Here is a 22,854-nt window from a genome sequence, read left to right on the forward strand (position 1 = left end):
GACAGAGCGGAGAAATTATGAAGTTAAATAGCATTCTAGAAGCCATCGGAAATACACCTCACGTAAGATTGTCACGACTTTTTGGAACGGACCATGAAGTTTATATGAAACTCGAAAGACAAAATCCTGGTGGATCGATCAAAGATCGAATTGCTCTCGCTATGATCGAAGAAGCCGAGAAATCCGGAAAATTAAAAAAAGATTCTTTTATTGTGGAACCTACCTCTGGAAACACTGGTATCGGTCTTGCTATGGTAGCAGCTGTTAAAGGTTATGCGATCACTCTCGTAATGCCAGAACATATGTCTGTGGAACGAAGAAGAATTATGGCAGCTTATGGTGCAAAGTTTGAACTAACACCTCGGGAAAAAGGGATGCCTGGTGCGATTGCAAAGGCACAGGAAATTGTGGCTGCCAATCCAAATGCTTGGATGCCACAACAGTTTGAAAACGAAGCCAATATCCAAGTTCACAGAGAAAAAACAGCAGAAGAAATTGCAAAGGATTTCCCAGATGGTTTGGATTATATCATTACCGGTGTGGGTACTGGTGGTCATATCACTGGTTGTGCTGAAAATTTAAAAAAGAGATTTCCTAAACTCAAAGTATTTGCTGTGGAACCAGAAGGTTCTCCTGTTCTCAGTGGTGGTAAACCTGGTCCACACCCTCTGCAAGGGATTGGTGCTGGATTCATTCCTAAAAACTGTAAAACAGAACTTTTGGATGGAATCATTACAGTTGGTAAAGATGAAGCCTTTACGATGGCTGTTCTTGCTGCCAAAAAAGAAGGAATTTTTATTGGAACCTCTTCTGGTGCAAGCCTTGCGGCAGTTTCCAAAAAATTAAAAGAAATTCCTGCAGGTTCAAAAGTTCTTACTTTCTGTTATGATACAGGAGAAAGATACTTATCTGTTGAAGGATTGTTTGTTTAATAGGTTCTAACTATCACCAAACTTTTAATAGTCGAATCGCCGACAAAAGCAACAACAATCGCATCCTATTTAGACAAGGATTGGGTTGTTGTTGCAACCAAAGGTCATATCAAAGACCTCCCTGCCAAATCCTATGGGATCGATTTTCAAAATTCATTTGAACCGGAATATGAATGGTTAAAAGGAAAAAAAACTATTTTTTCCGCAATCAAAACACAGGCTAAACTAGCATCTGTCATTTATATTGCCAGTGACCCAGACCGAGAAGGGGAAATCATCGCCAAACATTGTTTTGACGAATTGGTGAAACTCAAAAAACCAATGTTTCGACTTCGTTTAAAAGAGATTTCGAAAGAGGAAGTTAACCGTCAGATCAAACTAAAATCTGGTTTAGATTTTGCAGAAATTGAATCACAAATTGCGAGAAGAATTGTGGATCGCATTTTTGGATTTGAGGTATCACCTGATTTATGGAGACAATTAAAAAATTCTTCCTTATCAGCAGGACGTGTGCAATCAACCGTCTTACATTGGATCTGCGAAAGAGAAAAAGAAATTCAAAATTTTTCCAAAGAAATTTACTACCAATTAAAATTACAAGGTTCTGTTTCTGGTGAGTCTGTTATTTTAGACCACCAAACAAAAGATAAATTGGATTCTAAATCGATCCAAAAAGTCCTTACGGATATAGAAATTTTACCGGAACCAAATCGACTAAAAGAAATTCTATTGTCCGAAATCAAAAAGAAAAATATCAAACGAAATTCACCACCGGCATTCTCTACAGCAAGTTTACTCGAAACCAGTTTTCGTGTTTTAGGTTTTGATTCCAAAAAAACAATGAAAATAGCCCAAACTCTCTTTGAGGGAAAATCCATTGGTTCTGGAGAACGAATTGGACTTATCACCTATATGCGTACGGATAGTACTCGTGTGTCCGATTTGAAACGCGAATTAGGAGTGAATTACTTAAAAAAACATTTTCCTGGTTTGGTTTTGGAAGGATCCATCACGCCCAAAAAACAAAAAAAATACTCTCAAGATGCTCATGAAGCCGTAATTCCCATTCGTCCAGATTATAGTCCAGAGACAATTGGTTCTTATTTATCAAATGAAGAAAGAAGTTTGTATACCTTGATTTGGGAACGTTTTCTAACTTCTTTGATGAAGCCAGAGTTAGGTGAAGAGACTATATATGAATTTCATAAAAACAATCAAGTTTTTATTTATAAAAATGAGTTCATAACAGATTCTGGATTTAAGGCTTTTGGAAAAAGGGATCAGAAGAAAAACTCGAAGAAGTTTGATTGGAAGATAGGAGACCGTTTTTTTTATGAGTCACACTCTATTGAGGAAAAACAAACGGAACCACCCGTTCGTTACACACAAGGCAAACTAGTCCAAAAGATGGAGGATACAGGAGTGGGGCGGCCATCCACTTATGGCAGTATCATTGAAACCTTAAGAACAAGAAAATACATCGTAGAATATCATAAGTCCATTGGACCAACATCCCTTGGAATGATAGTGGATGATTATCTTTTTCTTAATTTTCAAGAGATGATTGGTGAATCATTCACCAAAGACTTGGAAAACAAGTTAGACCAAATCACCGAAGATAAATCCTCACGTATCAATCTGATCCAAAATTTTTATGATACTTTGCTTGGTTTGTTGCGTACACCGAGAAAAAAATATACGAGTACGGTAAGAAGATATCCCAAAAATAATGAAGAAACTCTTCCTGGTTCTTACGCAAAACCCAACCCAAATCGTTCCGCAAAGATAAAAGCCTCTACAACGAGAATTTCCATCTCCAAAGAGCAGACGAATGCAAAACCTTGTCCCGTTTGCAAAGAAGGTTTCATCAAAACCAAACTTGGCAAAAAAGGAAAAACTATTTATTTCTGCTCGCGTTACCCGCATTGTGACTACATCACTTATGAATCATAAACAAAAGAAAACACTCATTCTAGTGAATTTGGGTGGTCCACGGACATCTGATGAAATTGAAGTTTTTTTGACGGATTTATTCACTGATCCTTTTGTTTTCGATTTACCTTTACCTGAATTTTTGCGATTGCCACTGGCACGTTTTATTGCCAAAAAAAGAACCCCTAAAGTGAAAAGAACATATGAATCCATGGGATTTGGCGGTGGTTCTCCTTTGGTTTCGGAAACAGAAAAACAAGCCAAGGTTCTGGAAAAAATCTTAAACGAAAAAACAACAATCGATTGGACAGTCAAAGTGGCTATGACTTGTGGGTATCCTCATATTAGAGATCCAGAATTTGAAAGACCAAACTCAAATACCATCTATCTTCCATTATACCCTCAATATTCCCGTTCGACCGTACTTTCTACGCTAAGTCATTTAGAAAAAAAGTTTCATGAATGTCCAGTTGGGAGTGGGGGATATGTTCCAACGTTTGCTCGCGATTCTAAATTCCACCAAATATCAGCTAGGTTTATTTTTGATTTTTTTTCTGGAACTTTAAATGAAGCGGAATTTTTGCATTTTCCAAAAGACAAACTAACTACCGATTGGAAGAATTTGGATTTGGTTTTTTCTGCTCATGGTGTTCCTATGCGATTGATTCGGAAAGGAGATTTATATATGCAGGAAATTGAATCTTCTGTTCAAGGGATCACAGAAGAATTAAAATCTTATGGTTTCAAAGGGAGATCACATATTTCTTATCAAAGTAAGGTAGGACCTGCAGAATGGACCACCCCAAGTTCTTTAAGTATGATTGAGTCTCTTGCGAAAGAAGGAAAGTTTATCGCTGTGTTTCCGATTAGTTTTGTCAGTGATCATTTAGAAACCCTGGAAGAGATTGGAGAACAGTTTAAAGATCTTGCTTTGGATTCAGGGGCAAAATCTTTTATTCGTATTCCTGCATTTGGTACGTATCGGCCATTTATGGAATACCTTGCAGAAAAAGTATTGTTAGCCGATGGTTCGGTCAATGAATGTTTATGTAAAAAAATGGGAGGAGAGTCACTCACTACCTGTCGATTCAAATAGTGATCTAAGTCCTATCCCTTTTCTATAGTTTCCGAAAAAACGAATGTCGATTCCTTTCGAAATCCAATCGGATTCCAGAACATCTATAAATCGGTTAAATTCATATAGTTTTCTATCATAGGCGGGGAATACAGCGTTCCATGAAGTAATATAAACTGCTTTTGGTGAATCAGCTTTATTTGTGATATGTTCTCGGTCTTTTTCGAGAATGGATTCCCAAGTTTCATTTTCTAATTGTTTGGCCGATTCCGGATAGATCCATGTTTCTGAGTGGAGTCCATGTTTTGCTCGACCAGGAAAAATGTCAGAATTAGATAATACACCGAGTGCACGGATTCCTTCGTTTTTTGCAAATAAAACCCCAAAACAAGATTTCTTTGTTAGGTGGGATGTGCCAAACCTAGTAATGGTTGTAATGGAAAGTAAGTTTGGTTGTTCGTTTTCTTGGATTCGATTTCCCAGTACGGAGATTAAACTTTTTAAGGAAATACAAAATCGAATTTTACCTTTCCATTTTAAAACTTCATCCAAAGTCGGCATTTGGTAATTGGTTTTGATTTCGATTTTAGGTTCTAAGTATCGAACCAAATGGGAAACGAGATCTCCCATCCCTTGGGGAAAGGATACAGTTCCGAGAGATTTCCCTTTTTTCTTTTTGATTTCCTGTAAGATCGTATTTTTCCCCGAACCATCCCAACTGGAAAAAATTGATTCTGCTTGCAATGCATCCAGTCTTGTTCCGTAAACTCCTCCAATTGCTGGTTCAATGATGTTTTTTGTCACTGAAATTCCGAACATTTGACTGGCCCATGATTCGAAGTTTTGCGTATCGTTAAACTTTATCTTTTTGAATCCGATTGTATAAACTAGTTTAAGTCCTGCTAAAATTGAAATAGGTAACCTGGAAAGTTTTCCCCTTACCCAGAAGTATCTTCTTTTTGCAGCTTTGTTCGGGAAAAGTGGAGTAAGACCAATGTCATCTAACATGAGTTTGATTTGGTCTGTGAATAAAACCCCATTGGCAGCAAGTTCAACTAAACCTTCTTCTACCGTTTTTGTTCCGATCACTCCGCCTAATTTTTCGGACTGTTCATATAAGGTTACAGAGTCGCCACGTTTTGTATGATGGTAAGCAAGGAATAGTCCAGTAATTCCTCCACCTATGATATGAATTTTTTCATTCATATTGCTTTTGAGAACACAGGTTTTGTCGGTTGGCTCAGTTGCAATTTTTCATCAAAAGCCATAGCAACAATTCTTAAAAATGGTTTGCCTTTCTCGGTCACTGTAAGTGTTTCTCCTTGCCAATGAACCAAATGGTCTGATTCCATTTCTTGTAAAAAGTGAAACACGTGGGATTTTATTTCATTCGGAACTTTCACTTGCCATGAGGTCATTAAATCTAGAATTAACTGTTTCCTGGTTTGATCCGATTGGGTTAATTTATGTCCACGAAGGATGGGGATGATTCCATCTAAAATAGATTTGCGATACTTCATTTCTAGTTTCTGGTTTTGGAAAAAAAGATTTGGAGTTTCAGAAATTGAAGATGAACCTAATCCTAACATAACATCTGTTTTTGAATCACTATAACCCATAAAATTTCTATGGAGTTTGTTTGCATTGAATGCTTTCCACAATTTATCATGAGGTAATGCAAAGTGATCCATTCCGATTTCTCTGTAACCTTCTTTTTCTAATAACGATCTTCCCATTTCATAAAGATCACGTTTTAAAGTGGGTTCCGGAAGATCTTTTTCTGTGAATAATCTTTGTGAGGCTTTTATCCAAGGAACATGGGCATAGGAATAAAAGGCGATTCTGTCGGGTTTTAGTTCCAAAGTTTTTTCTATCGAATATTGCATGGAACTCAGAGTTTGTTTTGGTAACCCATAAATTAGGTCAAAGTTGATAGAATCAAATCCAAGGGCTCTAGCTTCTAGAGTGATGTTCTCTGTGAGTTCAAAGGGTTGGATTCTGTTAACTAATCTTTGGACTTCTGGATCAAAATCCTGAACACCCAAACTAATTCTTCGGAATCCCAACTTTTGCAAAAGTTTGAGTTGGGAAATCCTTGTTCTCCTTGGATCTACTTCAATGGAATATTGTGGATCTTCTGCTGGATTTAATTTAGTTAATATAAATTCGATTGTAGATTGTAAGTTGTAATCGGAAAGATAAGTGGGACTTCCTCCACCTAAATGAAGTTCGCTTAGGTTCTTTCCGTTTAAACTTGAAACTCTATATGTATAAAGTTGTAATTCATTTTTTAGCGCAGTGACATAGGGTTCTTCCACCGTATGATTTTTTGTGATTGAAGTATTACATCCGCAAAAAGTGCATAATGTTTCGCAAAACGGAATGTGGAGGTAAATTGCCAATTTTGAATCTTTGGGAGATAAATATGTATCCAATGATTGAATGCATTCATCTAGAGTTGGAGAATCCGTCCAATAAGGAACTGTCGGATAACTCGTGTATCTTGGTGCAGGTGTATCATATTTTTCGAGTAGGTGTTTCATTCGCTAAATACCTTTCTTGTTTCGTCAATGAGGAGATGAATCGAAGTTTCTGGCGTAAATTGTAAAACTCCATGGCCAAGGCCTGCCACCCATCCTTTTCTTTCTTCTGAATCTAGGTCTTTGATGGGTAGAAGATACTCTCTAATTTTTTGTTTGAGGGTGGTAGGATCGGCAAAAAGAAGTTCTTGGTCAAAGTTCCCTTGGATAAATCCTTTGCCGCCAAAAGTTTTTAAAGTGTCTTGGATAGAAAAACGATGATCCACACCAAAACCTGCTAAGTTATTGATTTCATGAATTTGTTTTGCATGTTCTTCTGTAGAATTTTTTGCATAATAACCAATTTGTTTTGGAAACATTTTTGCAAACTCAGAAATCGGTTCTGTAACGTAACGATTGAAGTTATAAGGATCTAACATTCCAGCAGCAGTATCAAAAATCATTACAACTTCGGCTCCGCCTTGCAATTGTAATTCGATATTTTGTTTCAAGAGAGGAAGAAGTGTAGCATAAAATTTATCTACAAAGTTTTGGTTTGTTTTGATAAAAGATAGGTTCCCATCATGTTTGCCTATACTTGCATATGTCATTAGAGTGAAGGGTCCACCTACAAATCCAATGAGAGATACGTCTTTTGGTAAAACTTCTCTTGTTCGAATGACTGCTTCTTTTTGAAATTTTAATCCTTCGATTGCCTCTTCTGGAGATTTTAAACGTTTTAAATCATTTTCCGAAGTGAGAGAAAACGAAAGTTTAGGGCCTGGGTCATACGTTAAACCCATACCGAGTGCTTCTAGAGGAAAAAGAAGATCAGAAAAAAGAATACTAACATCAAAACCAAATTCTTTAACAGGACCAAGCGCTACCTCTGCAGCGAGTTCAGGTTGTTTGCATAAATCCATAAAACTATAAGTTTCTTTGAGTTTACGATAATGAGAGTGGTATCTACCTGCCTGGCGCATAAACCATATCGGTGGGACTGCTTGAGGAATTAAGTTTAAAGCATTTTCAAATTTTTCATTTCTGAATGAAGTAGTAATCATTTTTTTTCCTGTAGCGCCTGTTTGGTTTTATTTAACGTTTCTTCTATTACTTCGTCACTGTGGACAGTAGACAAAAATCCAACTTCATATCCGCTTGGCGCGAGATACACACCAGCATTTAGAAGTTTATGAAAAAAAACTGCGAACTTTGTTTTATGGTCGCTTGGGATGTTGGATATGGTTCGAACAGGATCTTTAGTTTTTCCTTTTAACCAGAATAGGCTTCCAAATGTAACAGCTTCCCAGTCTTTTTCCCCTGACTCTTCTAATAATTTTAAGATTCCAGAAGTGAGTTTTTTTGTTTTTGATTCTAATTCAGGGTAAGGATTTTCATTCCAGGCTTTTGTTAAAGTTTTAAGACCAGCCCGCATACCAATAGGATTTGCCGATAAGGTTCCTGCTTGGTAAACAGGTCCACTGGGTGCGACTAAGTCCATAAGATCTTTTTTACCTGCATATGCGCCGACAGGAAAACCACCACCGATGATTTTACCGTAACAAACTAAGTCAGGAACAATTCCTGTAAGACCTGCCATACCTTGAAATGATACTCGAAAGCCTGAGATCACTTCATCAAACAAAAGTAAGGTTCCATATTTACTGGTAAGTTCTCTGCATTTTTTTAAGAATTCTGTACGTTGTGGAAGAAGTCCATAGTTTGCAGGAATCGGTTCAATGGCGAGGCAGGCAATGTCTTTTCCTTGTTCTTGAAACAGTTTTTCTAACGCATTTTCGTCATCTAACGGTAGTACAAGGGTGTTTTGAATGATTTCAGGACCAATCCCTTTGCTATCACTGGAACCTAGGCCGGCAAGACCGGAACCTGCCTTTACAAGTAATTGGTCGAGGTGTCCATGATAACATCCGTCAAATTTTAAAATTTTACTTCTACCAGTGGCTGCCCTTGCCACTCGGAGAGCACTCATCACCGCTTCCGTTCCTGAGTTGACGAAACGAATTTTTTCTGCCCAAGGAATACGGCTTGTGATGAACTCAGCTAGTTCTAAGGAATAAGGTTCGCAGGCACCAAATGACCATGCTTTTTTTACTGTATCTTCCACCACTTCTTGGATTTCTGGATGTCTATGTCCGAAGAGTAGTGGACCAAAACTCAAACAATAGTCTATGTATTGTTTTCCTTCGACTGACTTTAAATAGGCGCCATTTGCTTCAGTGAAAAAAATAGGTGTACCACCAACAGAGGCAAAGGAACGAACAGGACTATGTACGCCACCGGGAACAACATTTTTGGAACGAAGAAAGAGTTCTTCTGAATTCATGAATACAACCTTTGTGCAATTCTTGCACCATATGTAATTAAATAAGAAGACCCGGCTCTTCTAAAGACATCCCAAGTTTCTTTTAATCCATCTTCAAAATTTAAAAATCCTTCGTTGGCTAAATATACTAAACTTGCATATTCGCCACTGACTTGATAAGCACCTGTAGGAAGACCTGTTTTTTCTTTGATTGGTCCAATGAGATCAATGGCTGTCATTCCTGGTTTCACCATAAGTAAATCCGCACCTTCTTCTTTATCGCGAATGGATGTGTGGATCGCAGTATCACGATCACGAACGTCCAGTTGGTATCCGCTTCGATCTCCAAATTGTGGAGAAGAATCGGCTGCTCCACGGAATGGTCCGTAAAAGTTACTTTTGAATTTTGTGGAGTAACTCATGATCGGTACCATCGTATGTCCATTTGCATCCAAAATCCTTCTATGTGATCCCACTCTACCATCCATCATATCACTCGGTGCAATTCCATCTGCTCCTGCATCAGCATAAATCAATGCAAGATCGGATAACCGTTTTAAAGTTAAATCGAGATCGATAGTTCCTGATTTGTGGAAGTGGCAACAATGCCCCGTGGTTGTCACAGAACAGATACAAGTGTCCAACCAGAGAAACATATTTGGAAAAGTTTTTTTAATGAGACTGATGTTGGAATGATAGAAGTCTTTTGGAAAACTGGTGTCTGATTTATCTTTTGGCACCATAAATAATAAAAACTGAGATACTCCTGTTTTTAAATCGGATTCGATTTGTGTTAAGATGGATTGGTTTGTATCACGATAAACACCTGGTAATCCTTTGATCGGTTCCTTTTCGAATAGACCTTCCGCAAGGAAAAGAGGTTGGATCATTTTGTTTACATTTAATGACCCCGTTTCACCTAAGTTTCTTAAGTACTGGCTGGAACGTAATCGAAGTGTTTGTTTTTTCATGGTTTTATATACCTTTCTACCCAAGAATCAAATGATAAAGATACAAAAACTCTAGTCGATGCTGCGGTTTCACCTATTGTCTGTTTGATTTTTTTGAACGTTGATCCTGGACCTACAAAATGAATGACATTTAATAATTCTGGGAATCTTTTTGTAATGATATCAAATTCCGAACCACTCCGCCAGTAAGCTGCTTTGATTTTGGAAATATCAAAAGGAACAGGAATTTCCGGTGCTGAAACAAAGTAGGTAGGGACAACCGGATAAATGCTATTATGTTTGTCCGAGTCAACATGAGTCAGTTTTACAAATTTCGGACTTCTTCCTAAAAGAAGTTCAATGTTTGGTGGCTCGCTTTCACCTAATCCATCACAGGTCCCGTTTACCCAAAATCCTCTAAGAGCTAAGTCTTTCCAAGTTGAAAGACCAGCAGACCAAAGGATTTGATTTGTTGGGTTGACTGACAAATCCAGTGGAAATGCATAACCTCTGGATACAAAAACATCTACATCTTTTGGTAGCGCATATGTTAGACGTTCCCTTTGTCTTGCAGCCATCTTTGCGTTCGGAGGCCAAACCTCATTTCGGTGATAACTTAGATCGGGACTATCTGACAATTCTTTTGTGAATAATGTTTTTCCATCTTCAGTTTCTCCTCTAACAAAAGTTATTTTTCCATATTCTCTCGTTAAAACAGAAACTCCAATTTTTTGATGGCAACCACCACCATACTGAGATAAAATTTTTCTTTCTTCGTTTGCAGTTAATTCGGCGTCGGCATTTGAAATTTCTCTTAGGATCGCTTCCAAATGTTTATCTTCTTTTCTAATTTCGGCACAAAGAGCTCCTTGTGCGGGGGCACTAGGGAAAATGGAAGAAGGCATCACCATAAATAGTGAAAGGTTGATTGTTTCTCTGATTAGTTGTTTTACTTCACCAAGTTCAGGGATTTGATTTTCTTCATCATTGAAACTAAGGATTCTATCTAAAGCCGCTTTTGCAACGAGGATTCCTCCATTTTCATGTTCCATATATTTTCGAAGTCTTGTTTGGATATTTCCTCTGACAGATTCGATTTTGACTTGGAATGTATTAATCGGAGTTGGGAAGTAAGATTTAACAAAATCACGGATGTGATGTTCTCTCCGCGGTGAAGAAGTAAGGATTGTGATTTCTGTTGGTGCTGAGATCCATTTGTTTCTTTTGAATAACAAAACATCCCGAACATCTTCTCTTGGTAAGATGGGAACTAAAAGAGTATCTTTACGTTCTCTTAAATCCATATCTTTCCAAGAATGAATGACGATATCTATTTTATGATTTAGTAAATCTTCTTGAAGGTCTTTTGTGAAAATTCCCTGTCCGGCAAATTGCCAAAGAGGAGTTTTGAGATCTTTATCACCTGCAGATTCTCTAAAAACAGTTTGGAATTCTTTCGTTTTGTTTTTTTGTCGGAGTGCTTTGGTTACAGATAGAATTTGAATTCGAGAAAGAAGGGAGGACCTTCCTCCTATTTTGATGATATCAGACAAGTAAATCTTCCCATCCATTCATAATATGTATTTGTTCTTCCTCCCGTTCCCTTGTGAGTTCCGTTAGAAAAAACTGTAAATCCATTTTAACTGATTGGATTTGTTCGTCCGTTTCCTGGAGATCACTTAAAATTTGTGATAGAGGAATGTAGTTTTTATAATTATGGTTTTTGATTGTTGTCTCTCTAAAATCTAAAATGAAAGAGGAACTTTCTATCATGAAATCCCAGTTAAACGGTAAAAAACTTGAAGCAATGACGATTGCTTCATCTCCCGGCTGGTAATCTTCCCAGTGATGAGTTGTAATTGGAAATTCTTTTTGTAACTCGTTTAATTTTGTTTGGTTTCGACCAATGAGTCGGACATCTTTGCCTTTTGAAATAAGATAAGGAAGAATGGAAGTCGCAAGTTTTCCAGTTCCAAGTAAGGTAACGGAATTGTGTTTTTGTAAATATGACTCAGCTATACTTCCATAGGTTTGTCTTCCAAGTCCCGTTAGGTATTTGGAACGGATTTGTTTTGTGTGTTCTAATATTTGGTCTCGTAATCGTAAGAGAGAAAGTGCAAATGTAGACTCAGTTACTTTTTCTTCCCGGAAACGATCGCGAAACTGTGCTTGGATTTCAGATTCTCCAAATAATTTTGATCGTAAGCCGGAAACAACTTCGAGTAAAAATCGGTAAGCTTCAAATCCGTGAAAAACTTCGTAACCTTTGTAAAAACGTTCGGTCTCTGCAATGGGAAATAGGCGACGATCTCCGAATGCAATATTTCTTTGGCATGTTTGCCAAACCTCTAAACCATCATCGTCTAAAGGGTTGCCTACTGGATCATTTGAATGTAATAGAATCAGGTTCGACCACATAATTTTATTCTATCAAATACAAAGTTCCAACTGTCACAAGATTGTCAGTCTCTAAAAAAATAAAATATGATATTGAAACTTAGTCTCAATTAATAAGGATTGGTTTATGAAGCACGAAGAAAATTGGAAAGAAAAACTCACTCCCTTACAATACCAAGTCACTAGGGAAAAAGGCACCGAACGCCCGTTTACTGGTGAGTATTATGAACATAAAGAACAAGGTACATATCTTTGTGTTTGTTGTGGTGAAGCATTGTTTTCTTCTAATGCAAAATATGATTCTGGTAGTGGTTGGCCTAGTTACTATGAACCGGTTCGTAAGGAAGCAGTGGCAACCGAGTCAGACCAAAGCCATGGGATGGTGAGAACCGAGATCCACTGCCAAAACTGTGGTGCGCATCTTGGACATGTTTTCCCCGATGGGCCAAAGCCAACTGGTTTGCGATACTGTGTAAACTCAGCTTCTTTAAAATTCCAAAAAGAATAAGTAGTAAATGTAGGATTGATCTGATTGATTTTTTAGGTTATGGATTTTCTTTAGAAAGTCGGTTACTTTCGAAATTGAGTTACTAAAGAAAGTCAGTTACTTTGGATACTTACTTTCTTTGGTAAGTGACTTACTCTTTTAACCAGGATACTTCGACACAACCATCAGGTTTTCTGTTGTCGGGCATAACTGCTCGGTCAAAAGCAACCGCTCCAAGGTTTACGCCGATACGGAGGGCAATTCGTTTTGCTAAATGAGAGTATTGGTTGGCCTCGCATCGATTTCCTAACCGGGATTCCAATTTGGAAATCTGCAAGAGAAGGCTTGCGTTTCCTTCTGACTCTTTCATTCCAATCGCATGTTTGAGTTGAATGGCTTTTTTTAGGTCTTCTCTGGCAGAAAGTAAGTCGTTACTTTCCATTTTGACAATCGCTCTTTCTTCCAGACTCAGGATGACGGAAGGGATGCGAGAAAGCCTCGCACTGCGGAGGATGTCTTCTGCGGATTCATCCAGGAGGGGATTTGCATGCAAACCAAAAGAAATGATGAATAGTATAGCAATTTGGTGTTTGATCATACAATTGGTGCCTCACTGACTCCCTATAAACTCTAGTGTGCATAATTTGTGCCAATTGGAATAAATACTCATAGACGATATCGAACCTGAGTTTCCAATGAAACTGACTCTGGCCGAGCGATCGCCTTTTTTCTTTCTTCCGGGAGGAAAGGGGAGGAAAGTCCGGACACTAGGGGACAATCGGACCGAGTAACACTTGGGCTTTTGGGTTCTAGAAATGGAATCCAAGGGACGGAAAGTGCAACAGAAAGTAAACCGCCTATCTTTGGTAGGTAAGGGTGAAATGGTGGGGTAAGAGCCCACCGCTCTATTTGTGAGAATAGAGGCGGGTAAACCCTCCGATGTGCAATCTCAAGTAATCAACCGCTACGAGCATGTCCCGCCAGGTTGTGGGTAGAGAGCATCAGATAAATGATCGCATAAAACAGAATCCGGCTTATGGGCCAGAGTCACCTTTTTTTAAAATGGATTGTATCACTTCTTCTTCGTTAGGTGGATAAAAAACACAAACTAAACTTCTGATTTTCAAAATGGTTTCTGCGAGAGTTGTTCTTGTTTCTGTTTGGTTCCAATTTTCAAAACCGATGAGAATCCCACAGGTTTCTTCCATTCCAACAAATTCCTTTGCAGAATAGTGACGCATACCATTTTCATTTAGAAATTGTTTTAATCCGGTCTCTTTAATGTATTCTTCTGATTTGTAGATGACTACGATTTCATCGTTTTCTACTTCTAAAACTTTTTTTGCATATCCAAAGCACCATCTAATTTGGTCAGAGAGGTCCTCGTCATTTTTTATAAATTGGATATCTGAAAGATGGTTTTGAATTGGAGATTCAGAAAAATCATTGAGTAAGGCATTGGCAAAGTTGACGATTTCTGGCGAATTTCTGATGTTTCGTTTGATATCCCATATATGAACAGGAAGGGAATTCCAGTAATCTAACATTGGCGAAGTCATATACTTAAATTGACGGGATATAAAAAGGATCCAATTTTTATGCTCCCAAAAATATTTTGATAAAAATAATAAAACTTCCGTTTCTGGTTTTTGATCTAAAATATCTTCAATTCCATCCGCAATCAAAAGATCGATATTGTTGTGATTGATTTCGTTAATATTTGTTATAAGTTCAATATTGTTTTGTTCTGGAATATTGGCTAACTCATCTTTCCAAATTTCGTAAAGTGCTTTTGCACCTTGCCATAATAATACTTTTTTCCCTGCCCGTGCATTTTGTAATGCCAATTCACCAGCAAGAATTGATTTTCCAGAACCAGTGCTACCAAAAACTATATTATGAGAATAATTGTTGATACCTTCAACAAGTTGAAACTGTTCTTTTGTAAAAAATAATAAATTTTCCTCTTCTTTTTCTTTTTGAGATCGGAAAGTTTGAAAGAAGTTTAGGTTTTTTTTAATAATCTCGTGAGCCTTCACTAAAACAGATTCTGGTAAAGGTTCTCTGTTGTATCGAAAGAGGATGGATTCTAAAACAGAATTTAAATCGATGTCATCCTCTACTTCTTTTCCACCAAACACATACAGGTGCATATCGTTCGGTAAATGAAATTCTTTTCTTTCGTTTTTTAAAAAGAATATGGCACTATCATAATAATCTACTGGAAATAAATCGGTAAGTTGGTTGTGGTTTTTAAAAAATTCGCGGATTAGATCCCTTTGGGTTTGGACTTGTTCAATTGGATTTGAATATGACTTCCCTTCAACCGGTTTCCATTCTCTCTCTCTTACGTTATAAAATTCCCATTCACCTTTTTTTTGTCTCCACTTCCCATTTTTTAGTTCAATCGTAATCACTCCGTACGGTGAGATCACTAGGAAGTCAATTTCCCGCATTGGAATATCTGGAGTGATGAGGGTAATGGAATAATAAATACTACAATTTAAGCGAATTTCTTTGGAAAAACGGTTATAAAAATGGGATTCTAGCGAAATATCTTTCGCTTTTCCGTGAAACTGTTTTGGATAGATCATTTTTTAGTTCTGTAAACTGAGTGCCAGTGTTTCCATTGGTGATATGAAACTGATACCACCAACCTTATTATTCTGCCTATTGTTTTGTGCCTGCGCCGGTGGGAATATTAAAATAAAGATCAAACCTGATCGTTCCGGTGACTTGGTTTTGTATCAGAAAAAAATCACAAAAAAAACTTCTGGATTGCCTTTCGGAACGGGGCTTGTGGCGACAGGGGAACTTGAGATTAGTATCAAAGAAAGGGCTTATCGTTTCAAAGATTATACAAATATTCTTCCGCCGGGATTTCGATTGATTGAGTTTACGGAAGAACAAATCCATGAAATCCAACTTGTTGTTGATACGAGTAAAACTTCTCCTCTTTTGTCTGCACTAGAAATCAATCGAGATGAAATTAATTCTATTTTAAACGAAGCTAAACTCCGAGATGACTTACTTCGTTTTAATACACTGGTGGAATTTATACAGATCGAAATTCAGTTTCCATTCCCAATTAAAAAAGTAAAATTTTCAGAACCAAGAACTCCGGGGGAGTGGACAGCAAGGCTTGATAGCAGTGAAAAGATGATTGTGAATATTCCCTTACATTCTGTTTGGTCTAACGAACATCCGCTTACGACCATTCAGATTTATCCCGAGTCCAACTAAGATTTGTGAAAGTATTTCGAGTTTAAATTTTGAATGATTTCTTTTAAGGCAAGTCTTCTTTCCTGATGGTCAGGAAGGATATCCTTTAGTTTCCTTCTCATTTCAAAAAGAGTTTCCATTAGTTCATGATCTTCTTCTGGAAGAACTTCTTCAAAAAGTTTTCGCAGTGTTGAGGATACTCCTGCAAATTTTCCATCGGTAGAAATTGCAAATTGAATAGGGCCAACAGATACAGTTGAAGAAGAATAAAAATCACAATTTTTGGGATCGTCGACAGAGTTTACCCAGGTGCCTTTTTCTTTTGCTAAGGCTCTAAACTTTTGGTTAGTTTCTGGATCACTTGTTCCTAAAAAAATAATATCTCTATGGTTTAAGTCTTCTTCTTTAACTGGTCGTTCTTCTGTTTTGATTTCGGGGTATTTTGTTAAAAAGGATCTTACTTCATCACTAAACTCAATGGAGATCACTTGAATTTTGGCACCTGTATGTTCAAGGCCATATAGTTTTTCAAGACAAGCATTACCACCTCCAACAATAAGGATGTTTTTGTTTTCTAAATTTAAAAAAATGGGATATTTTTTAAATTTCATTCTGCAAACAATCTCTGAAGTGTATGGGAATTTAATTTTTGTTTTCGATTGAGTAAAGGTCGTATGGCTTCACCCACATAAAGAATTCCAGGACCATTGGATTCTTTTGGAATACCATCTAACGCAGTTTCTGCGAGAGTCGATGTTTTATAAATTGGATTTCCTCTTCCTACATTCTCGGCAAGAACAATTGGGGTCTTACCTGCGATTCCTTTTTGGATCAATCGTTTTGCTAGTTCCTTTGTCTTTTTGCTTCCCATGAGAATGGCAATGGTTCCGAGGAAATTCTCCATTCCCATCCAACTGCGTTCATCTTCTAAAATGGTGTGACCATCCAAAATGATGATCTGCCTTGAGACACCTCGAACGGTAAGTGACACACCTAATTCAGCCACACCCGTTGTCACGGAACTTACTCCAGGGATCACTTCAAATGGTATCTCTGCTTCTTCTAAACTTTGAATTTCTTCTGCGAGTCTGCCAAAAATGGAAGCATCACCCCCTTTTAGGCGAACCACTTGTTTTCCTGCGCTAGCAAATTCCACAAGTAGGGAATTGATTTCAGTTTGGGTGCGGACATGTTCACTCGCCCTTTTTCCTACATAAAGGATTTGGGCCTCTTCAGGAAATAAGTCTAAGAATTCGGGATCGAGGAGTGCATCGTAGAGGATGACATCAGCGGATTCGATGCGGCCACGACCACGGAGGGTCAAAAGGTCAACGGGGCCCGGGCCACCGCTCACAAAACTAACAAATCCCTGTTCTGTCTTATTGGAGGACATATCTGTTATATCTTGCGATATTGCTAGAAATAGTCAAGTGATTGGCTAATTATTTCTACAAAATCTCCATTTTTTTGGTTTACTTGGGGTGTATCTCTGCGGAAAGATTCAATTTATCAGACTTTTTGGATGTTTTACTGGAATCCAAATCAAAAATAGGTTTTTATGCTATCCGATGAGAAACGCAATCGATTTTTACAGTTACTGAAGGAATCCACAAAAGACGAATGGGTGTGGATGTCTGGGTATTTGTCTGCCCTTACGCAGGCAAGCATCGGCGGGAGTGTCGATGTTTCTCTCACCCCTCCTGTGAGCATTGATTCAGGTGGTGACCCTTTACACGGAAATTTAAAAGCGCAGCCGATCCAATGCAGCGTGGTTTACGGTACAGAAACTGGAAATTCTAAGAAATTAGGAACAGAACTTGTTAAAAAATTAAAAGAACTAGGTGTCTCTGCTAAATTAAAAAGTACAGATACGTATAAAGCCAAAGACCTAAAAGAAGAAGAATATTTATTTGTCGTAGTATCCACTCACGGTGATGGAGAACCACCACAAGCAGCGAAACCTTTCATTCAAATTTTGGCAGATACTAAAGAATCCTTATCTAAAGTAAAGTTCGCAGTGCTTGGGTTAGGTGATACAAGTTATCCTCTTTTTTGTCAAACGGGTGAAGATGTTGACTCAATGCTTGCAAAATTAGGTGCAGAACGCATCCAACCATTAGGCAAATGTGATGTGGATTTTGATTTGGTAGCAAAACCATGGATGAGTGAACTCATTGCAAAACTGAATGCTCATTCCAAAACCGCAACAACACAAAGTCCAAAACAATCCCAAAGCCAGGCGGCAAAACCAACCTCTGGCGGAAAGGTTGTTTATGAAGGTTCTGTAATTACGAATATTGTTCTAAATGATATTGGTGCTACTAAATCCACAAGACATATTGAAATTAAAACCGCAGTACCAATTGACTATCTTCCTGGAGACAGTGCAGGATTTTTAGCTTACAATCGTGATGATGAAGTAAATCGTATTTTGTCGTTATTAAAAACCGATCGTGAAACTCGTGTTACTTATAAAGGCGAAACATGGATGGCTTACGATTTATTTCGTAAAAAAGTATCAGTTCGTTTTTTGCCCGACAGAGTCATTCAAAAATATGCAGGACTAATCGGAAAAGAAATCCCATCCGGAAAATTGGATTTGGATGTTTTATTAACCTTAAATCCTTCTGAAAAAAAAATCGAACTGCAAACTTTAGTAGATATTTTGGAACCGATTGTTCCCAGATACTATTCGATCGCTTCCAGTCCTTCGGCTCATGGAGAAGATGAAGTTCACCTCACTGTTGCAGAAGTGGAGATCGAAACATTTACTGGAATCAAAACTGGTTTTTGTTCTGGTTATTTGTCTGAATTAAAAGAAGGGGATGTGGTTCCTTTCTTTATCCAAAGAAACAATTCCTTCCGATTGCCAAGTCCCGATACAGATATTATCATGATTGGACCAGGAACAGGGATTGCTCCCTTTCGAAGTTTTTTATTTGAAAGAGAACAAAACTCAGGGAACGGAAAAAATTGGTTAATATTTGGAGAAAGAAATTTTGTCTCTGATTTTTATTACCAAACAGAACTTTTAGAACTTATGGACACTGGCGTATTACATAAGTTAAATACTGCTTTTTCTCGTGATACAAAACAAAAAGTTTATGTGCAGGACCGAATGAGCGAAAATGCATCAGAACTTTTGAAGTGGATTGAAAATGGTGCAGTGATTTATCTTTGTGGGTCAAAAGATCCTATGAGTAAGGATGTCGATCGCAAACTCATTGAAATTTTATCCGAAAGAACATTTGATACTGGAAAAGATGCTTCCGATTACTTAAAAGAATTAGAAGAAGCTGGTCGCTACATTAAGGACGTTTACTGAGGGAATCATGGCAGAACAAAAAAAAGAAACATTAGCAGAAAAAGTAAAACGTCTGAGTCGGGGTCTAAGAGGAACTCTTTCTTTGAGTTTGAAAGATGAACATACAGGCTCTTTACGTTCTGATGACCAACTCTTACTTAAGTTTCATGGAATGTACCAACAAGATGACAGGGACCGAAGAGAAGAACGTGCTGCGAAAAAATTAGAACGTTTGTATTCCTTTATGATTCGTTTACGAATTCCAGGTGGAATGATTGGGCCTGTACATTGGGAAGCCTTACACAATGTGGCTGGGGAAAACTCTACTGGCACCATCAAAATCACCACTCGCCAAACTGTCCAACTTCATGGTATATTAAAATCAAAAATCAAACCAACCATCAAAGCCTTTGATTCTGTATTTTTAGATTCGATTGCTGCTTGTGGGGACGTAAATCGTAACGTAACTTGTACATCAAATCCTGCCACTAGCCCCTTACACAAAGAAGTGTTCGGATATGCAGGCGAAATCAGCAGATCTTTGTTGCCAAAAACAAGAGCCTATTACGAAATTTGGCTCGATGAAAACCTTTTAGCAGAAAAAGAAGAACCAGAAGATCCTTTATATAAAGATGTATACCTTCCTCGTAAGTTTAAAATTGCGATTGCAATCCCTCCTTACAACGATGTGGATCTTTTCACAAATGATATTGGTCTCATTGCTATCATTGAAAATGGACAACTAATCGGTTTTAACGTAGCAGTGGGTGGTGGACTTGGAACCACTCATGGAAATCCAGACACATACCCAAGAGTGGGAACTGTATTTGGATTTATTCCTAAAAAAGATATCCTAAAAGTTGTTTATGAAATCGTTACTGTGCAAAGGGACTTTGGAAATAGAGAAGATCGAAAACTTTCTCGTTTAAAATATACTTTGGACCGTTTGGGTGTTGAATTCTACAAACGAGAAGTGGAAAAACGAGTGGGGATTAGTTTCGAACCAGCAAAAGATTACCAGTTCACACAAAGATCGGATGATTTTGGTTGGAAACAAGATGTGGCGGGTAACTGGCATTATACGGTTTTTGTCGAGAATGGTCGTGTTTGTGATGAACATGGTTATAATCTAAAAACAGCACTTCTGGAAGTTTCTAAAACCAGACGTGCCACATTCCGATTTACTTGTAACCAAAACCTAATCCTTTCCGATATTTTTCCAAAAGATAAGGATCTCATTGAGTCCATTCTTGTAAAGTTTGGTGTTCACAGAAAAACAAGTGAAATTTCACCAATTCGTAAAAACTCCATTGCTTGTGTGGCATTAAACACTTGTTCTTTGGCACTTGCAGAGGGACAACGATACCTTCCAAGCCTGATTGATAAAATTGAACCCATCCTTGGAAAACATGGACTTGCAGAAGAACCAGTGTCTATCCGAATGACAGGTTGTCCGAATGGATGTGCAAGGCCTTATATTTCGGAAATTGGCCTTGTGGGAACCTCGTATGGAAAATACAATTTACACTTAGGTGCAGATGCCGAAGGATACCGACTCAATCGTAAATACAAAGAAGATTTAGATGAGGCGGCAATTCTATCCGAATTGGATGGACTCTTTGGAAAGTTTGCAAAAGAAAGAAATACAAAAGAATCTTTTGGAGACTATATCAATCGAATTGGAATCTTAAACTAAGATTCCAATCCTTTCGGAGCAGTTTTATTCCAATAAGTAGCAATTGCGGCACCGGCTAACAGGTGCCAGATTCCCCACCAAGCACAAATCATCGCCATTCCACCAAGGCCATCAAAGAAACTAAAAACGATCGCAAGGCCGAGGCTTGAGTTTTGAATTCCCGTTTCAATGGCGATTGTTTTTCTATCGCTAAGTGGCAATTTGAATAGTTTCCCAAAATAATACCCAAGAGAAAGCCCGGCCAAGTTCATAAGAAATACAAGTCCAAAGAGAAGGTGGATGTATTCTTTAAAGAATTTCAAATTGGTAACAAGTGCTCCCACAATAAAGAAAGCGAGTAATAAAATGGAGATTCTTTGTACGGCTCGTTTCACTGTATGAGTGAGTTTGGGGAATAATTTTTGAAAGAGAATTCCGAGAATCAGAGGAACAACGAGTAGGACAGTGATGGAAACCAAAATCTCATAAGGACTTACCGAAATGGATTTGAGATATTCACGAGTGACCGGAAGTAAATTCCCCCAAAAGAAAAATCCAATTGGAGTTAAGAGAAAAGCAAAAGCAGATGAAAAGGTAGTGAGACTCACAGAAAGTGCTAAATTCCCTTTTGCCAAATGAGTAAAAAAGTTGGACATATTCCCACCAGGACATGCTGCCACAAGCACCATTCCTAATGCAAGGCCTGGGTGCGGGTTCACCACCCAAATGATCAGAAGGGTGGCTAATGGTAACAATATATATTGGCTAAAGAGACCAACAAACGCTGGTTTAGGATAACGCAAAAGATGTTTGAAATCTTGGAGTTTTAATTCCAAAGCAATACCAAACATGATAAATCCAACCAGTGCATTGATTAAATACACTGAGTCTTTGTTAAAATTGAGACGAACTGAATTGATATCCATTTAATCAGACCATCCTACGAGAATTCGGCGTGGACCAGTAAAGGGAAGCCTACCATGAGAAACTGATAAATTGTCAATGATGAGGACATCTCCTGTTTGCCAAGGAATTGCGACTAAATGTTTCCAAAAAACATCAGAGATGGATTTCATTTCTTTTGCAGAAATTTCTTCTCCATTTCCATAGGTAACATGTACATCATGCGACTCTGATCCTGAGATTCGTTTCATGGTTGTTAGAAGCGTGAGTAGAAGTGCTACAGCAAAAGAACGAATTGTTTTTTGTTTTTTAAAAATTTTCCATACTTCACTCACGGCTGCTTGGTAGTGAAACGTTTGGGAATGATTGTGCCAAGCGATTGTCTTTGCTTCCGGATGAACTCGAAATCCCGATTGTTCATTGGTGATGGTTAAGGAATCCTTTCCAAACCAATCTAGGTGAAATCTATTTTGTTTTGAGATCTTTTTTACTTCTTCTAGGTTTGTCGTTCCAAACATTTCGTCCCAACGTTTTGTCTTCCATAAAGAGAACCTTGCTTTTTTTGATGGACCATCATACCGCCTTCGATAACGAATTCCGTAGTTTTCTATTTTTTCTTTAATCTTTGGGTTTATATCTTTATAAATTTCTCTAAGATCAGTGAGAGGAGTTTCACCGCCTGTTTCCGAAGCTTTTTCTGCATAAAAAAATAATAGTTTCGGTGGGTTGTCGAGAAAACTCATTTCTGCATGTTGCATAATCGGGTAATGGGGTGGAAGTTCACTTGCAGTAAACACATGTTTGACGACCTGGTCTCTTGGCGATGTTCCTAAATAAAACTCACCCAACTTTTTTTCCTCTGTCGCAAAGAGGATGGATTGGAAGTCCGTTGCTTCATGAACAGGAAAACCACGAAAAAGAATGGCCCCATAGGTCTCTAGATCCTCTCTCCATTCTTTTTGGTTTTTCTGAATCCACTTTGTAAGGTCTAACAATTCCTTTTCTTCAGAGGGCTCGTAGACAAGGGGAAGTTTGGTCTCCCCGATAAAAGATTTACGGATCCATTTTGTTTGGGTAGCGGTGGACTGAGTCATAATACTGCCAGCTTAGCGAAACTGGCAGTATTAAATCAAGA

At 38.0% G+C, this 22,854-nt stretch carries 19 protein-coding genes, 1 other RNA gene and 1 pseudogene; 8 read left to right on the forward strand and 13 right to left on the reverse strand.

Going from position 1 to position 22,854, the window contains the following annotated elements:
* Window positions 1-17: 17 nt before the first annotated feature.
* Genes cysK through hemH form a run of 3 tightly spaced genes read left to right on the forward strand, consistent with a single transcriptional unit; the run spans window position 18 to window position 3,960 of the window.
* Window positions 18-932, forward strand: a complete 915-nt coding sequence (gene cysK, locus EHQ47_RS05420) for a cysteine synthase A (RefSeq protein WP_004788535.1) — start codon at window positions 18-20, stop codon at window positions 930-932.
* Between the two features lie 57 nt (window positions 933-989).
* Window positions 990-2,885 (forward strand): type I DNA topoisomerase, encoded by a 1,896-nt coding sequence (topA, locus tag EHQ47_RS05425; protein ID WP_244290250.1) that lies wholly within the window; start codon window positions 990-992, stop codon window positions 2,883-2,885.
* Window positions 2,875-3,960, forward strand: coding sequence for a ferrochelatase (gene hemH / locus EHQ47_RS05430; RefSeq protein WP_135776723.1), 1,086 nt, complete (start codon window positions 2,875-2,877; stop codon window positions 3,958-3,960). The genes topA and hemH overlap by 11 nt, the downstream gene beginning before the upstream one ends.
* Here the strand turns inward: hemH and EHQ47_RS05435 are convergent.
* The 7 genes from EHQ47_RS05435 to EHQ47_RS05465 are packed head-to-tail and all read right to left on the reverse strand — an operon-like array spanning window position 3,934 to window position 12,149.
* Window positions 3,934-5,145, reverse strand: a complete 1,212-nt coding sequence (locus EHQ47_RS05435; RefSeq protein WP_135776724.1) for an FAD-dependent oxidoreductase — start codon at window positions 5,143-5,145, stop codon at window positions 3,934-3,936. The two genes, hemH and EHQ47_RS05435, sit on opposite strands and share 27 nt — an antisense overlap.
* Window positions 5,142-6,482 carry an oxygen-independent coproporphyrinogen III oxidase gene (hemN, locus tag EHQ47_RS05440; RefSeq protein ID WP_135776725.1) on the reverse strand — a complete coding sequence of 447 codons (1,341 nt, stop codon included), beginning with the start codon at window positions 6,480-6,482 and terminating at the stop codon, window positions 5,142-5,144. Before hemN ends, EHQ47_RS05435 begins: the two co-directional genes overlap by 4 nt.
* A complete protein-coding gene (locus EHQ47_RS05445) occupies window positions 6,479-7,522 on the reverse strand; it encodes a uroporphyrinogen decarboxylase family protein (protein WP_135748629.1) in 1,044 nt (347 codons plus the stop codon). Before EHQ47_RS05445 ends, hemN begins: the two co-directional genes overlap by 4 nt.
* On the reverse strand, window positions 7,519-8,802 hold the full coding sequence (gene hemL / locus EHQ47_RS05450) for a glutamate-1-semialdehyde 2,1-aminomutase (protein ID WP_135748630.1): 1,284 nt from the start codon (window positions 8,800-8,802) through the stop codon (window positions 7,519-7,521). Before hemL ends, EHQ47_RS05445 begins: the two co-directional genes overlap by 4 nt.
* Window positions 8,799-9,752, reverse strand: coding sequence for a porphobilinogen synthase (gene hemB / locus EHQ47_RS05455; protein WP_135748631.1), 954 nt, complete (start codon window positions 9,750-9,752; stop codon window positions 8,799-8,801). Before hemB ends, hemL begins: the two co-directional genes overlap by 4 nt.
* Window positions 9,749-11,284 (reverse strand): hydroxymethylbilane synthase, encoded by a 1,536-nt coding sequence (hemC, locus tag EHQ47_RS05460; protein ID WP_135748632.1) that lies wholly within the window; start codon window positions 11,282-11,284, stop codon window positions 9,749-9,751. The genes hemB and hemC overlap by 4 nt, the downstream gene beginning before the upstream one ends.
* Window positions 11,277-12,149 carry an NAD(P)-binding domain-containing protein gene (locus EHQ47_RS05465; RefSeq protein ID WP_135748633.1) on the reverse strand — a complete coding sequence of 291 codons (873 nt, stop codon included), beginning with the start codon at window positions 12,147-12,149 and terminating at the stop codon, window positions 11,277-11,279. The genes hemC and EHQ47_RS05465 overlap by 8 nt, the downstream gene beginning before the upstream one ends.
* A 106-nt stretch (window positions 12,150-12,255) precedes the next feature.
* Between EHQ47_RS05465 and msrB the strand changes: the two genes are divergently transcribed.
* Window positions 12,256-12,636, forward strand: a complete 381-nt coding sequence (gene msrB / locus EHQ47_RS05470; RefSeq protein WP_135748634.1) for a peptide-methionine (R)-S-oxide reductase MsrB — start codon at window positions 12,256-12,258, stop codon at window positions 12,634-12,636.
* Between the two features lie 130 nt (window positions 12,637-12,766).
* Here msrB and EHQ47_RS05475 read toward each other — a convergent pair whose 3' ends face one another.
* A complete protein-coding gene (locus EHQ47_RS05475) occupies window positions 12,767-13,213 on the reverse strand; it encodes an LEPBI_I1174 family sigma 54-regulated protein (protein WP_135748635.1) in 447 nt (148 codons plus the stop codon).
* 105 nt (window positions 13,214-13,318) lie between these two features.
* Between EHQ47_RS05475 and rnpB the strand changes: the two genes are divergently transcribed.
* An RNA gene (gene rnpB / locus EHQ47_RS05480) (RNase P RNA component class A) lies at window positions 13,319-13,668 on the forward strand.
* A 1,199-nt stretch (window positions 13,669-14,867) separates the two neighbouring features.
* Here rnpB and EHQ47_RS19950 read toward each other — a convergent pair.
* Window positions 14,868-15,209: pseudogene (locus tag EHQ47_RS19950) on the reverse strand (nuclease-related domain-containing protein); the annotation flags it as partial.
* Window positions 15,210-15,252: 43 nt separating this feature from the next.
* Between EHQ47_RS19950 and EHQ47_RS05490 the strand changes: the two are divergent.
* Window positions 15,253-15,858 (forward strand): LBF_1134 family protein, encoded by a 606-nt coding sequence (locus tag EHQ47_RS05490; protein WP_208727397.1) that lies wholly within the window; start codon window positions 15,253-15,255, stop codon window positions 15,856-15,858.
* Here EHQ47_RS05490 and EHQ47_RS05495 read toward each other — a convergent pair.
* Window positions 15,855-16,448 carry a precorrin-2 dehydrogenase/sirohydrochlorin ferrochelatase family protein gene (locus EHQ47_RS05495; RefSeq protein WP_135746846.1) on the reverse strand — a complete coding sequence of 198 codons (594 nt, stop codon included), beginning with the start codon at window positions 16,446-16,448 and terminating at the stop codon, window positions 15,855-15,857. The two genes, EHQ47_RS05490 and EHQ47_RS05495, sit on opposite strands and share 4 nt — an antisense overlap.
* Window positions 16,445-17,230, reverse strand: coding sequence for a uroporphyrinogen-III C-methyltransferase (gene cobA, locus EHQ47_RS05500; RefSeq protein WP_135746845.1), 786 nt, complete (start codon window positions 17,228-17,230; stop codon window positions 16,445-16,447). Before cobA ends, EHQ47_RS05495 begins: the two co-directional genes overlap by 4 nt.
* Window positions 17,231-17,395: 165 nt before the next feature.
* On the opposite strand from cobA, the gene EHQ47_RS05505 reads away from it, so the two are divergent.
* Together EHQ47_RS05505 and EHQ47_RS05510 are read left to right on the forward strand one after the other, a co-directional pair.
* Window positions 17,396-19,162, forward strand: coding sequence for a diflavin oxidoreductase (locus EHQ47_RS05505; protein WP_135776726.1), 1,767 nt, complete (start codon window positions 17,396-17,398; stop codon window positions 19,160-19,162).
* A gap of 7 nt (window positions 19,163-19,169) precedes the next feature.
* Window positions 19,170-20,837, forward strand: coding sequence for an NADPH-dependent assimilatory sulfite reductase hemoprotein subunit (locus EHQ47_RS05510; protein ID WP_135746843.1), 1,668 nt, complete (start codon window positions 19,170-19,172; stop codon window positions 20,835-20,837).
* On the opposite strand, the gene EHQ47_RS05515 is transcribed toward EHQ47_RS05510, so the two are convergent.
* Window positions 20,834-21,742 carry a bile acid:sodium symporter family protein gene (locus EHQ47_RS05515; RefSeq protein WP_135776727.1) on the reverse strand — a complete coding sequence of 303 codons (909 nt, stop codon included), beginning with the start codon at window positions 21,740-21,742 and terminating at the stop codon, window positions 20,834-20,836. The genes EHQ47_RS05510 and EHQ47_RS05515 overlap by 4 nt on opposite strands.
* Window positions 21,743-22,813: a TauD/TfdA family dioxygenase gene (locus EHQ47_RS05520; protein WP_135776728.1), complete on the reverse strand. Its 1,071-nt coding sequence runs from the start codon at window positions 22,811-22,813 to the stop codon at window positions 21,743-21,745. It abuts the gene before it with no gap.
* Window positions 22,814-22,854 lie beyond the last annotated feature (41 nt).

The sequence above is a fragment of the Leptospira bourretii genome, from assembly GCF_004770145.1.
Lineage (GTDB): Bacteria > Spirochaetota > Leptospiria > Leptospirales > Leptospiraceae > Leptospira_A > Leptospira_A bourretii.